This is a genomic window from Maritimimonas sp. 2405UD52-3 (genome assembly GCF_056591715.1).
Genome location: NZ_JBWQOL010000002.1, coordinates 207,805 through 221,027 on the forward strand (window position 1 = coordinate 207,805; position 13,223 = coordinate 221,027).

Genomic DNA, 13,223 nt, shown 5'->3' on the forward strand with positions numbered 1-13,223 from the left:
ATGGAGCGCAAGTATTTGGCATATTTTTCAACAATCATTATAAGTATCATCTTTATATTGAGGCTTTTTTACTTACAAGTTATTGATGACTCTTATAGAGCGTCTCCACTTAATAATTCTGCAGTTGCAGTAAAATATGATTATCCGCAAAGAGGGTTTATATATGATAGAAATGGCAAGTTACTTGTGGCCAATCAACCCTCTTATGATATTATGGTTGTACCTAGAGATGTAAGACCTCTTGATACACTTGAATTTTGTAATCTACTTAAGATTTCTAAAGAAGATTTTATTAAAAAATATAATCGTGCCAGACGTTATTCACCTATTATACCTTCAGTTTTTGTTGCGCAATTATCAAAAGAAAACTATGCATATCTACAAGAAAAAATGTACAAGTATGAAGGCTTTTTTATTCAAAAAAGGTCGCTGAGAGAATACCCAATTAAAAGTGCGCCTAATGTGCTTGGTTATTTAGGAGAAGCTAATGAGGATTTTCTAAAGAAGAACCCTTACTACCAATTAGGAGAAATTATAGGGATTAATGGTATAGAAAAAGAATATGAAGAAATATTAAGGGGTGTAAAAGGTGTAAAATTTGTCCAAAAAAACAGATTTAATAAAGAAATAGGCCCTTATAAAGAAGGAAAATATGATACACTTGCCATTATTGGAAAAGATCTTACTGTAACACTTGATATTAAACTTCAGCAATATGGTGAACGCTTAATGGCCAATAAACGTGGTGGTATTGTGGCCATTGAACCAAAAACTGGTGAAATTTTATCGTTAGTCTCAACTCCAACATACGACCCAAACCGTATGGTAGGTAGAAAGCGTAGGGTCAACTCAACTATTTTACTTGGTGACACCATTAATAAACCAATGTTTGATAGAGGATTACTAGCTCAATATCCTCCAGGTTCTCCATTCAAAATTATTAATGCATTGATTGGTTTACAGGAAGGAGTTATAACTCCTGACACACATTTTTATTGTTATGGAGGGTATCGCTATGGAAGAAGTGCCAATAATTTTATGGGGTGTCACTGCGGGGTTTATGGAGCCCCAATTCGTTTAGATAGAGGTATTTACAAATCTTGTAATGCCTACTTTGCAAATGTATATAGACGAACGATAGAAAACCACGGTAATGCAGCTAAAGGTACAGATGCTTGGAATAAACATGCTGAGAGCTTTGGATTGGGTAATTTTTTGGGTTATGATCTTCCTACTGGTAAGAAAGGATTGATTCCTAATGGTGATTTTTATAATAAGTACTACCCAGGTGGTGGTTGGAGAGCCCCAACCATAATATCAAATTCTATAGGTCAGGGTGAAGTACTAACAACACCCATACAATTAGCAAATATGACAGCTGCAATTGCCAATAAAGGGTACTATTACACACCACATATTTTAAAACAAATAGACCGAAAACCTATTGAAATTGAGGCATTCACAAAACCCAAGTACACCACTATAGACAAAAAACATTTTGAACCGGTAATACAGGGCATGTTTAATGTTTTCGAAAAGGGAACAGCCCTTGGCTCTAAAGTAAAAGGTATTAATATTGCTGGAAAAACCGGAACTGCAGAAAATTTCTGGAGCTTTAATGGTAAACGTTTGCAGTTTGAAGACCACTCTGTTTTTATTGCTTTTGCACCTGTTGAAGATCCAAAAATTGCCATTGCTGTTTTTGTTGAAAACGGCTACTGGGGTTCGCGCTGGGCTGGCCCTATCGCTACTTTAATGATTGAAAAGTACCTGAAAGGAGAAACAACGAGGTCGTGGTTAGAACAACGAATGTTTGATGGAAGTTTACAAGATAAGTATGATGAACAACTGTTGCAGAAGCGACTTTTAATGGAACAAACACTTGCGCAAAAGGAAGACTAACATACTAGCAGGCATTGACTGGGGGTTGATTTTGTTATATGCTATTCTCGTTTTTATGGGATGGGTTAGCATTTATGCTGCTACTGTTTCACAAAATGAAGTTTCTTTATTTGATTTTTCAACATTGCAAGGCAAGCATATTCAAAAGATTATATTTGGGCTTGTTTTAGCTGTTATTACCTTATCTATTGACTCAAAGTTTTATGAGCGTTTTTCAGGAGTTATATATATTCTAACCTTACTTTCATTAATTGGATTATTCTTATTTGGATCAACTATTAATGGGGCAACCTCTTGGTATAATTTTGGAGGCTTCAGCATACAGCCATCAGAATTTGCCAAAGTAGGAACTGCATTAGCGCTGGCTAATTTTTTAGCTGAACCCAATAGAGATTTATCAAACTTCAAAACACAACTAAATGCTTTTGCTATCTTATTAATACCAACAATATTAATTGTATTGCAGCCAGATGCAGGATCAGCGTTGATATTTATCTCATTAATTTTTGTAATGTATCGTGAGGGATTACCAGCCTATTACATACTAATTGGTGTTGCTGCAATTGTATTATTTATTATTACACTGGCGTTAGGTTTAAAGATTACTCTTTTGGTCATATTTGGGTTGATTGCTTTATTTTTTGCTTATCTCTTAAAAACTGGTAATATTAGTATACAAAGAGAGTGGCCAAAAATGTTGGCTGTTTATATGCTTACCGGTTTATTCATTTTCAGTGTTGATTACATTTACAATAACGTTTTTGAGCAACGACATCAAGACCGGTTTAACATTTTACTTGGTAAAACAGCAGACACCCAAGGCATTGGTTATAATACCAACCAGTCTATGGTTACAATTGGCTCGGGTGGTTTTTTGGGTAAAGGTTTTTTAGAAGGAGATAGAACTCAAGGTAAATTTGTACCTGAGCAACATACAGACTATATATTTAGTACAGTAGGTGAAGAATGGGGCTTTTTAGGAACAACCGTGGTAATACTCATTTTTACCATATTCATGTTACGCATATTTACAATTTCTGAACGTCAAAAATCAATCTTTAGCCGGGTATTTGGATATGCCACTGGTGTTATATTTCTCTTCCATTTTATGATAAATATTGGCATGGTTATAGGACTATTACCCACCATTGGGATACCATTGCCTTTCTTTAGCTATGGAGGTTCTTCTCTTTGGGGGTTTACATTGATGCTTTTTATCCTGATTCGTCTAGATGCAGATAGGACTTACGAATGGTAAGTTAAGACTTAAAAAATTTGAATAGAGAGGCTAGCTTTGAATTCCCATTACTTCCCAATTTTCTTAAACTATCTTGATTTTTAATTGCTAAATAATCTTGTTCAGTAATTTCAATAAAGCCATCCCAGCTTTTAACATCTTTCATAAATGACTTTACATCATCATACCCTTCTATCTTGTAATGAAGGTTAGTTGATGAAAGTAACATATCTATAGAAACTTTATATAAATTAATAGCTTCTCTTCCAAATAACACATAGGTATAACCCTCTTCCTTATAAGCTGTCATCGCAATTTTTCTTTAGCATATACATATAACAACTAACACCTAAGAAATTCCCAATAAGAAACTTTTTGAAAACAAAAAAACCATCTGAAATCAGATGGCTTTTTGTGTACTTTAAGAGCGCAGTATACTAGATAGCTGCTACATGTTTTGTTAGCTTAGATTTTAAATTAGAAGCCTTATTCTTATGAATAATATTGTTTTTAGCTAATTTATCAATCATTGCAATAACAAGAGGAAGCTGCGATTCTGCATCTTTCTTCTTAGTAGCTGCACGTAAATTTTTAATAGCGTTTCTAGTCGTTTTGTGTTGAAATCTATTTCTCAAACGCTTGGTTTCGCTACTTCTTACCCTCTTTAATGCTGACTTATGATTTGCCATTTATTTTTTTGTTTAAAAACTTTTGTAGCCCGTAGGGGAATCGAACCCCTGTTACCAGGATGAAAACCTGGCGTCCTAACCCCTAGACGAACGGGCCATTATGTTGCTTTAACTTTGTTAAGCGAGTGCAAAAATAAAACAAATTTTATTCTCTGCAAGTACTTTTTAAAAATTTTTAATATGCCTTTGCAAAAAGTACTTTTCTAGTTGATTTTTCTCCTGAATACACGCAACTTCCTTCTTCCTTTTCTGCATTTAAAGGTATACAACGTATCGTAGCTTTTGTAAGCTCTTTAATTTTTTCCTCAGTTTCAATTGTTCCATCCCAATGTGCTAATACAAAACCACCTTTACTATCAATTACATCTTTAAATTCATCAAAAGTACTTACCTGGGTAATATGTTCGTTTCTGTAATTAAGTGCTTTCTTATATAGATTTTCTTGTATTTCTTTTAGAAGACCTTCAACAGTATCTACTATATCTTCTTGAGAAATCGTTTCTTTGGATAATGTGTCCCTTCGAGCTAACTCAACTGTTCCATTTTCCATATCTCGTTGCCCCATAGCAATTCGTAATGGCACCCCTTTTAGTTCATATTCTGCAAACTTCCAGCCTGGTTTGTGTGTATCTCTATTGTCAAATTTCACCGAAATTCCTTTGGCTCTTAAATCAGAAATAATTTGTTTTGCTTTTACTGAAATAGTTTCTAGTTGTTCTTGACCTTTATATATAGGTACAATTACAACTTGAATTGGTGCTAAGTTAGGAGGCAATACCAACCCGTTATCATCAGAGTGAGTCATAATCAATGCTCCCATTAATCGTGTAGAAACCCCCCAAGAAGTTGCCCATACATATTCTTGCTTTCCTTCTTTAGTAGCAAATTTCACATCAAATGCTTTGGCAAAATTCTGACCTAAGAAATGGGAAGTACCAGCCTGTAATGCTTTACCATCCTGCATTAATGCTTCAATAGTATATGTTTCTAATGCACCTGCAAAACGCTCACTTTCTGTTTTGGTACCTTTTATTACTGGTACGGCCATAAAATTCTCAACAAAATCTGCATAAACACCTTGCATTTGTTCTGCTTCAGCTATGGCTTCTTCTTTTGTTGCATGCGCTGTATGGCCTTCCTGCCAAAGAAATTCAGCAGTTCGCAAAAATAGACGTGTGCGCATTTCCCACCGTACTACATTCGCCCATTGATTCACTAAAATTGGTAAATCTCTGTATGATTGCACCCATTTTCTATAGGTATCCCAGATAATAGTTTCAGAAGTTGGTCGTACAATTAGCTCTTCTTCAAGCTTTGCATTTTCATCAACCACAATGCCTTTTCCATCTTCGTCATTCTTCAACCTGTAGTGAGTTACCACCGCACATTCTTTAGCGAATCCATCAACATGACTCGCTTCTTTACTGAAATAAGATTTAGGAATGAATAACGGAAAGTACGCATTCTCATGCCCGGTTTCCTTAAACATTCTATCCAATTCTGCTTGCATTTTCTCCCATATAGCAAAACCATAAGGCTTAATGACCATACAACCTCTTACTCCAGAATTTTCAGCTAAGTCAGCTTTTACCACTAATTCATTATACCATTTAGAATAATCTTCAGCTCTTGTCGTTAATTTTTTACCCATATTTAATCTTTGGCACAGATATTGTGTTAAATAAATCACAAATTTTAATGCTGCAAAGCTAGTTATAATTTGTAATTTACAATAAGAAAAAGCCATTAGATATGAAAATTAATAATTACGCGATCCGCTCCCTATTTGTATCAGTCATAGGATTGATACTCTTAAGCTCCACAACATCTTGTATTGTATATAGAGATGCAAATACAACTTCAGAAGATGATGGTATTTATGCTGATGATCAAAGGAAAACTAGTGATCAAAGAGAGGTTGTTGTGGTTAGAGAAGAGAAGAAATCATCTAAATATGAGGATTACTTCAAAAATGAAGCTGATAAATATGCGGATATTACTGATGAAGATATCTTTACAGATATAGATTCTTTAGGTTATGGTGATGAAGAGCCTTATGTTGAACAAAAATATGTTGATGGAAATACACCTTGGGAGTATACAGATAATGTAGATGTAAACATCTATAATAATGGCTTCGGATGGGGTGGTTTTGGTAGACCTTTTGGCCTTTGGGGAGGCTGGGGCTGGGGTGCCGGATGGGGCGCTGGCTGGGGAATTGGCGGCATTTACTGCCCTCCTTATTATGGCGGATTTTATGACCCATGGTTTTATGGTGGATATGGATGGGGTGGTTTTTATGGATACAATAGATTTGGACGTGGTTTCTATGGTAGAAATTATTACAGAAGTCCTTACTATAATACAACATATGGCAGACGTTATGCTTTCAATACCAACAGAAGAAGTACAAGAACTGGTGTAAGCAGAAGGTCATCTTTGGCCAGTAGGTATACAAATACATCAGGCCTTTCCAGAAGATCAAGTTCTGGTGTGCGCAGAGGCGTAGCCAGCAACTCATCAATAAGGCGTTCTAGTGGAGTTACCAGAAGAAATAGCTCTGGTGTTAGAAGAAGTACTTCACAAGTTAGACGTGGCTCAGCAGTTAGAAGTTCAAGTAGCATTAGAAGATCTAATACTATTAGACGAAGTACTTCTAGAGGTACGACATCTAACTATGGAGTGACTAGAAGCGGTACAAGAACCTCAAGAGCCGGCACCGCTAATAATTCTAATATTAGAAGAAGTTCATCAAGTACACGAAATAGGGTTTCCTACTCTAGAAGCACTCCTCAAAGAAGAGCTTCAAGTAGTGGAACAACTAGAACTTATAGTAGAAACTACAGCAGGCCTAGTACATCAAGGTCTAGAAATTATAATACCCGAAGTTCTAGCTCTAACAGAACTAGAAGTTACAGCAGACCTTCGTCTCCATCAAGATCAAGATCTTCAGTTAGAAGCGCACCTTCTAGAAGTAGTTCTTCAAGATCAGCAACCAGATCATCAAGTAGAAGTTCATCAAGAAGACGTTAATCGAATAAATTAAAGAAGACATTTTATGAAAAAGCTATTTTTTCTAATAGGAGGAATTCTATCCTCCTTAGCAATGAACGGCCAAGTTTTAAGTAATGCAGATGCCGCAGTACTATTCTCAAGAGGTGATGTAAATGGTACAGCTCGCTATAATGCCATGAGCGGGGCCTTTGGAGCTTTAGGCGGTGATTATTCAGCAATGGATGTGAATCCTGCAGGTATAGCAGTGTTTAAAAAAACGGGATTTGCTGGTACCATAGGTGTAAGAAATACTGATATTGAAACAAATCTTTATGGAGATATATTAGACAACAACGATAATTATTTCAATTTTAATCAAGTTGGTGGTGTATTTGTTGTTGGTGGTGGAAGACATTCACATTTAAGAAAATTGGCAATAGGTTTTAACTATTCGATTAGTAAAGATTTCGAGAACAATTGGTTTGCGGATGGTTTACCAATAGATGATTTTGATCAGCCTATTGCGCCTATTTCTAATTTCTATGACCCTGATGGAGTTTATGAGTTTTTTGAAGGTACAAATTTCAGAAATTTTACCGATGGCAGGAATGATAAGTTGGTATTAGCATTGGCCACTCAACCCAGTGAAAAGATTTATATAGGAGCTTCTGTAACTGCATATGACCTAGATTTTTATCAGTTAACACAAGTTCGAGAGTTTAATAATGATGGTAATGAAAACACATTTGATGCTTTGGCGGAAGAGGAATTGTTTACAACAGGAAACGGCGTTTCATTTAGTGTTGGGCTCATTGCAAAACCATCACAATATATACGGCTAGGTGTCTCATATCAGTCGCCTACATGGTATCAGCTCTCAGAAGAATTTATTGGTTATGATGATACCTTATTTTTCAATGGAGACCCAGATATCGACCCAGGTATAACTGAGAATAGCATTTTTGATTATGATATCACAACTCCTGGAAAATTAACAGGAAGTTTTGCTTACCTATTCGGTAAAGAAGGCCTTATTAGTTTTGATTACATCTATAGAGATTTTAATAATTTAAAACTAAAACCTACTGGCACATTTCAAGATGATAATACTTCATTTTCAAATGATTTACAAGGAACTTCTGAGTTTAGAGTTGGTGCTGAGTGGCGTATTGACAATATAAGCTTACGAGGTGGTTATAATTTTCAGGAAAGCCCTTATAAAGATGCAATAGACTCTGACCATGTTTCAGGTTATTCTGTTGGCCTAGGTTTTAAATTTAAAGGCGGCGCCAAATTAGATTTTGCTTATCAAAGAACTGATAATACTGATTTTTATAATTTCATTGATGATGCATCTGCACTACCTGCTGAATTAGATATTACGAACGATAGATTTACAGCTACATTAGGATTCAGTTTTTAATTTAGAGTTTTAACTAATTTTTAATGTACTGTAAACAATAAAAAAGGATAAAGTCAAGTTATTACTTATAGATTTGATTCCCTTTAATGGCAAATAACGGAAATCACAGTTATCAATATAATTTAGAGTTTTTATACAAAAGCCCGAGTTTTACTCGGGTTTTTCATTTTTCAATTGTTTACTTCTAAATTTGCAGTAATGAAATTCTATGACCTACCTAAAGTAAAACGACTTGAATTAGTTAATAAAATTCATCATGAAATCAACATTGATCTCCAGAAAAATGATTTTCTAAATATTATCAAGTACTTCTCAAATGAAGATACTTATATTAGAAAGACAGCCTATCAAACTATAGGAAAACTCTTTTTTAGTAAACGAGATTTAAGAGCTACCATTATTAATCAACTCAAAGAATTACTAAAGTCTGAAAATGAGCTTATTCGTCAAACTACTATTAATGCAGCAGGAGAAATAGGAAAATTTTATTTTGATAAAGTGACATATTTCTTTGATATAGGCTTATTTGACACACACCATAAAGTTAGAAATGCCGTCATAGGTTCTCTTAAAAAAATGGGAGAGAAAGATCCGGAACCAGTTTTGAAATGGGCTGAACAGTATTTGAAGCATCCTGACAAAGAAATAAGAAGAGAAATATGTCATGGTTTAGAATTAAGAGGCAGAAAGTATCCTCAAGACATTCTTCCATTACTTAAACTTCTAGAATATGATGAAACACCAAGAGTAAGAAACACGTTAATACATGTGCTTGGACAAATTGCATATAAAAAAGGGTGTTTAGAAACGATCATTCAACATTTGAATACCTGGAAAAATAAAGAGCTCGTACAGCATGCCTTAGATGAAATTATTGACGTGCATTCCAGATATGCGAAATTTTCATATTTAACACAAAAGCAAGCCATTCAATATATAGACAAGTACTACTTACCTTAGCCCAATAAGACTATTCAGTACTATCAATTAAAATTTCCAAAATTTCAATGGCTGCTTTTGCAATTTTGGTACCGGGACCAAAAACACCTACTACGCCGGCATCAAATAAGAATTGATAATCTTGAGGCGGAATGACGCCTCCAGCAATGACCATAATATCTTCGCGTCCATAATTTTTCAATTCGGCAATCACTTGAGGCACCAATGTTTTATGACCTGCGGCAAGCGATGATATACCTAAAATGTGCACATCATTTTCTACTGCTTGTTTTGCGGCTTCTTTTGGAGTCTGAAATAAGGGGCCGATATCTACATCAAAACCCAAGTCAGCAAAACTTGTTGCTACTACTTTAGCACCTCTATCATGACCATCCTGCCCCATTTTTGCTACCATTATCCTTGGGCGTCTACCTTCTAAATCCGCAAATTGATCTGCTAAATCAGTAGCTTTTTTAAACGTATCATCTTCTTTTATTTCTCTACTATACACTCCTGTAATTGAATTTATGGTTGCTTTATACCTACCAAAAACGGTCTCTAGTGCATTTGATATTTCCCCCAGTGTTGCCCGTTCTCTTGCAGCTTCAACAGCTAAAGCTAATAAATTTCCACCACCCGTTTCAGCACATTTAGTTAATTCGCTTAATGCCCTATTTACCTTACCAGAACTTCTTTCAGTTTTAAGTGTCTGTAGTCCTTCAATTTGAGATTGCCGCACAGCTTGATTATCTACTTCTAAAATATGTAAAGGATCCTCCTCCTTTAATTGATATTTATTTACACCCACTATCACATCTTGACCACTGTCAATTCGCGCTTGTTTTTTAGCTGCTGCCTCTTCTATTCTCAATTTAGGAATTCCTTTTTCAATCGCTTTTGTCATTCCACCAAGATCTTCCACTTCCTGAATTAAGTCCCATGCTTTGGACGCCATATCTTCAGTTAATTCCTCAACATAATGAGAACCTGCCCAAGGATCTACTGTTTTTGTAATTTTTGTTTCCTCTTGAATATAAATTTGTGTGTTACGCGCTATTCTTGCAGAAAAATCGGTAGGTAGCGCAATAGCTTCATCCAAGGCATTGGTATGCAAGCTTTGAGTACCTCCAAAAGCTGCTGCCATAGCTTCAATAGCCGTTCTTGCAACATTATTAAACGGATCCTGAGCTGTTAAACTCCAACCGCTCGTTTGGCAATGTGTTCTTAAGGCTAGTGATTTGGGATTTCTTGGGTCAAATTGCTTCACAATCTTTGCCCATAACATCCTACCAGCTCGCAGTTTAGCAATTTCCTGAAAATGATGCATCCCTATAGCCCAAAAGAAAGATAAGCGAGGTGCAAAACTGTCAATATCCATCCCTGCTTCAATACCTGTTCTTATATATTCTAACCCATCTGCCAAGGTATATGCCAGTTCAATTTCAGGAGTGGCACCCGCTTCTTGCATATGATACCCAGAGATAGAAATAGAATTGAACTTGGGCATATTTTTGCTGGTATATTTAAAAATGTCAGCAACAATCTTCATAGAAGGAGTTGGAGGATAGATATATGTATTACGAACCATGAACTCTTTTAGAATGTCATTTTGAATTGTGCCTGAAAGTTTTTCAGGAGCTACCCCCTGCTCTTCTGCTGCCACAATATAAAAAGCCATAATTGGAAGCACAGCTCCATTCATGGTCATAGACACTGACATCTGATCTAAAGGAATTTGATCAAATAATATTTTCATATCCTCAACTGAGTCTATAGCAACACCAGCCTTGCCCACATCTCCTTGTACACGTTCATGATCAGAATCATAACCTCTATGTGTTGCCAGATCAAATGCCACAGATAACCCTTTTTGACCGGCAGCTAAATTTCTTCTATAAAAGGCATTACTCTCTTCGGCGGTAGAAAATCCGGCATATTGACGAATTGTCCACGGGCGACGTACATACATAGTTGAATAAGGACCACGCAAGTTAGGAGCAATACCAGCAACAAAATTCTCATGCTCAAAAGTTTTTGACTTTGCATCTTTTGCTTCAATTTGAATATGTTGAATGTCTTTTCTAATCATTTAATTTTTACAATAAATTAATGCATCTATGGCGTCGTACAGCTCATTTACCTCTTCTTGCGTAAAATTCCCAGAAATTTCAACCTTTCCTCCACCAATTGCAGCTAAAATTTTAGGTGCTGCGATCAATTTATCATTTATAATTATCGCTATTTTTTTGTTTATGTTTTGTGTTGTAAACTCTTCAAAAATCAATTTACCATTCTCTGTAAGAGTGACAAGTAGACTAGGGTTTCCCATATAATCAAAGATCTTAGCTACTGTAGCAAAGTCATTACTATTGATCATAGCACTTTCTAAAACTTTAAGGCTATCTTTTTTTGAAGGTGTATTTAACGTAAATAGTTTACCATCTTCTACTGTTTCATAAAAACCATTGTATTTATATTCTAATAATTCAGAACAATCTATATTGCGAACTACGGCTGGCGCAGCAATTGTTTCCGTACTTGAATCTACAGGTGCGGGATCATATGCTGTGTAACTTTTATCATAAAAATCACATCCAAAGGATTGTAATAATACCACAAATGGGAAAAAATATTTTATTAAAGAGTCTGTAGTTTCCATAACTATTATTCTTTTTTTAATCGCTTTTGCTCTAATTTTTCAGCTAGTCGCTTTGCAATTATTGGCTGAATTAATGTTTTTCTAGGTTTTGTTTTTACAAAAGGATACAACTCCAAATTATCTTTCATTTTATCATTAGCATTAGGGTGTTTGTTTGTTCCCAACAAAATTTCCTGTCCAGCATCAAATTGTATTTGTTCCTTTGAAGCGCTTTCTTCTATTTTTCGCTGAATAGTACCTTCAAACAACTGTTTTAAAAATCCACCTGATTTTTCTATATCCTTGAAAAGCTCCAGCGCTTTTTCAGCCAGTTGTTTGGTTAGTGATTCTATATAATAAGACCCTTCTGTAAATCTTGAAGCCTCTTTAAAATAGCTCTCCTCTTGTAATACCAATATTTGATTACGTGCTATACGTTCACCAAATTCATTTTTCTTATGATAAATACTATCATAAGCCACATTAGAAATAGTATTTGCTCCTCCTAACAATGCACTCATACTCTCAGTAGTAGTTCTAAGCATATTTGTATTATAATCATATAAGGTTTTATTCCGTGAACTAGGTTGTGCAAAAATATGAGGCTCAATAACAAGGTCATACTGTTCACATAACAATTTCCATAGATATCTGAATGCTCTCAACTTGGCAATTTCGAAGAAGTAATTGCCACCAATCGCAAAGTTAAATTGGATTGACTTTATAGATTGCTTTGTTTCACTCGCAATGATGTTGAGATATTCATTTGCATGTGCCAAAGCATAGCTAATTTGTTGTACCATATTAGCACCAGCATTTTGATACAAACTCGCATCAACACCTATTACATTTGCGCTTTCAGAAGTTGAGTTTTGTAAATTAACCATCATTTCTAAATCAGTCTGCTTTTTACCCGAGAACCAATTCCCCTGTTTCGCTAAGTTTCCAATGGGGTCAAGATTTAAAAAAACTTTATGATTTTTCGTTTTATCAATTAAATCTGTAAAGAAACTTTCAGACCAGAAACCTAATTTAAAATGGATAGACCCTTCAACTGCGTTCAGGGTGACATCTTGTAAAAGGGTAGTTATATCAAACGGTTCATTTGCTTCAAATAGAAGTGAGTTTGCTCCTCTATTTAGAGCATCTTTTGCTAAAAAATTAGCCGTTTGCTCATCAGAAATGAAAATGAATTGACAAATAGCAGTAAAACCATTAATATCAGGAATATCTAATGCTTGATATTCGTCTTTATGATAAAAAGGTTTTACTTTAATTCCCTCGTTTGATTCCCAGACTAAGGCATCATTATAATCTGCCCCTTTAAGATCAACCTGAATCTTCTGTTTCCATTGCTTTGCTGATACTTCATCAAACTCCTTAAATATAAATGAACTCATA

Annotated in this window: 11 protein-coding genes and 1 tRNA gene; 5 read left to right on the forward strand and 7 right to left on the reverse strand. The window is 35.2% G+C overall.

Annotation, left to right across the window (positions count from 1 at the left end; translation table 11 throughout):
* Both mrdA and rodA read left to right on the forward strand, forming a co-directional pair.
* Complete coding sequence (gene mrdA, locus AC1EU5_RS05095; RefSeq protein ID WP_480191286.1) at positions 1–1,902, forward strand: penicillin-binding protein 2; 1,902 nt, start codon at positions 1–3, stop codon at positions 1,900–1,902.
* Positions 1,883–3,160, forward strand: a complete 1,278-nt coding sequence (rodA, locus tag AC1EU5_RS05100) for a rod shape-determining protein RodA (RefSeq protein ID WP_480191287.1) — start codon at positions 1,883–1,885, stop codon at positions 3,158–3,160. Before mrdA ends, rodA begins: the two co-directional genes overlap by 20 nt.
* 1 nt (position 3,161) lies before the next feature.
* Here the strand turns inward: rodA and AC1EU5_RS05105 are convergent, their stop codons facing one another.
* From AC1EU5_RS05105 to proS, 4 genes are all read right to left on the reverse strand, one after another.
* Complete coding sequence (locus AC1EU5_RS05105; RefSeq protein WP_480191288.1) at positions 3,162–3,449, reverse strand: hypothetical protein; 288 nt, start codon at positions 3,447–3,449, stop codon at positions 3,162–3,164.
* Between the two features lie 127 nt (positions 3,450–3,576).
* Complete coding sequence (gene rpsT, locus AC1EU5_RS05110) at positions 3,577–3,828, reverse strand: 30S ribosomal protein S20 (protein ID WP_480191289.1); 252 nt, start codon at positions 3,826–3,828, stop codon at positions 3,577–3,579.
* A 25-nt stretch (positions 3,829–3,853) separates the two neighbouring features.
* Positions 3,854–3,925: transfer RNA gene (locus AC1EU5_RS05115), tRNA-Glu, on the reverse strand.
* A 78-nt stretch (positions 3,926–4,003) separates the two neighbouring features.
* On the reverse strand, positions 4,004–5,479 hold the full coding sequence (gene proS, locus AC1EU5_RS05120) for a proline--tRNA ligase (RefSeq protein ID WP_480191290.1): 1,476 nt from the start codon (positions 5,477–5,479) through the stop codon (positions 4,004–4,006).
* A 101-nt stretch (positions 5,480–5,580) separates the two neighbouring features.
* Here proS and AC1EU5_RS05125 point away from each other — a divergent pair, with 101 nt between their 5' ends.
* From AC1EU5_RS05125 to AC1EU5_RS05135, 3 genes are all read left to right on the forward strand, one after another.
* Positions 5,581–6,861: a hypothetical protein gene (locus AC1EU5_RS05125; protein ID WP_480191291.1), complete on the forward strand. Its 1,281-nt coding sequence runs from the start codon at positions 5,581–5,583 to the stop codon at positions 6,859–6,861.
* Positions 6,862–6,886: 25 nt separating this feature from the next.
* Positions 6,887–8,245, forward strand: a complete 1,359-nt coding sequence (locus AC1EU5_RS05130; protein ID WP_480191292.1) for an OmpP1/FadL family transporter — start codon at positions 6,887–6,889, stop codon at positions 8,243–8,245.
* Between the two features lie 198 nt (positions 8,246–8,443).
* On the forward strand, positions 8,444–9,205 hold the full coding sequence (locus tag AC1EU5_RS05135; protein ID WP_480191293.1) for a HEAT repeat domain-containing protein: 762 nt from the start codon (positions 8,444–8,446) through the stop codon (positions 9,203–9,205).
* A gap of 10 nt (positions 9,206–9,215) precedes the next feature.
* Here AC1EU5_RS05135 and scpA read toward each other — a convergent pair whose 3' ends face one another.
* The 3 genes from scpA to AC1EU5_RS05150 are packed head-to-tail and all read right to left on the reverse strand — an operon-like array spanning position 9,216 to position 13,222.
* A complete protein-coding gene (scpA, locus tag AC1EU5_RS05140) occupies positions 9,216–11,273 on the reverse strand; it encodes a methylmalonyl-CoA mutase (protein ID WP_480191294.1) in 2,058 nt (685 codons plus the stop codon).
* On the reverse strand, positions 11,274–11,843 hold the full coding sequence (locus tag AC1EU5_RS05145) for a SecDF P1 head subdomain-containing protein (protein ID WP_480191295.1): 570 nt from the start codon (positions 11,841–11,843) through the stop codon (positions 11,274–11,276).
* A gap of 5 nt (positions 11,844–11,848) precedes the next feature.
* Positions 11,849–13,222, reverse strand: coding sequence for a methylmalonyl-CoA mutase subunit beta (locus tag AC1EU5_RS05150; protein ID WP_480191296.1), 1,374 nt, complete (start codon positions 13,220–13,222; stop codon positions 11,849–11,851).
* Position 13,223 lies beyond the last annotated feature (1 nt).

Coding starts and splice junctions, on each gene's coding strand:
- mrdA (WP_480191286.1), top strand. CDS start 1: ATGGAGCGCAAGTATTTGGCATATTTTTCAACAATCATTATAAGTATC.
- AC1EU5_RS05125 (WP_480191291.1), top strand. CDS start 5,581: ATGAAAATTAATAATTACGCGATCCGCTCCCTATTTGTATCAGTCATA.
- AC1EU5_RS05150 (WP_480191296.1), bottom strand. CDS start 13,222: ATGAGTTCATTTATATTTAAGGAGTTTGATGAAGTATCAGCAAAGCAA.
- AC1EU5_RS05135 (WP_480191293.1), top strand. CDS start 8,444: ATGAAATTCTATGACCTACCTAAAGTAAAACGACTTGAATTAGTTAAT.
- rpsT (WP_480191289.1), bottom strand. CDS start 3,828: ATGGCAAATCATAAGTCAGCATTAAAGAGGGTAAGAAGTAGCGAAACC.
- AC1EU5_RS05145 (WP_480191295.1), bottom strand. CDS start 11,843: ATGGAAACTACAGACTCTTTAATAAAATATTTTTTCCCATTTGTGGTA.
- AC1EU5_RS05105 (WP_480191288.1), bottom strand. CDS start 3,449: ATGACAGCTTATAAGGAAGAGGGTTATACCTATGTGTTATTTGGAAGA.
- scpA (WP_480191294.1), bottom strand. CDS start 11,273: ATGATTAGAAAAGACATTCAACATATTCAAATTGAAGCAAAAGATGCA.
- AC1EU5_RS05130 (WP_480191292.1), top strand. CDS start 6,887: ATGAAAAAGCTATTTTTTCTAATAGGAGGAATTCTATCCTCCTTAGCA.
- proS (WP_480191290.1), bottom strand. CDS start 5,479: ATGGGTAAAAAATTAACGACAAGAGCTGAAGATTATTCTAAATGGTAT.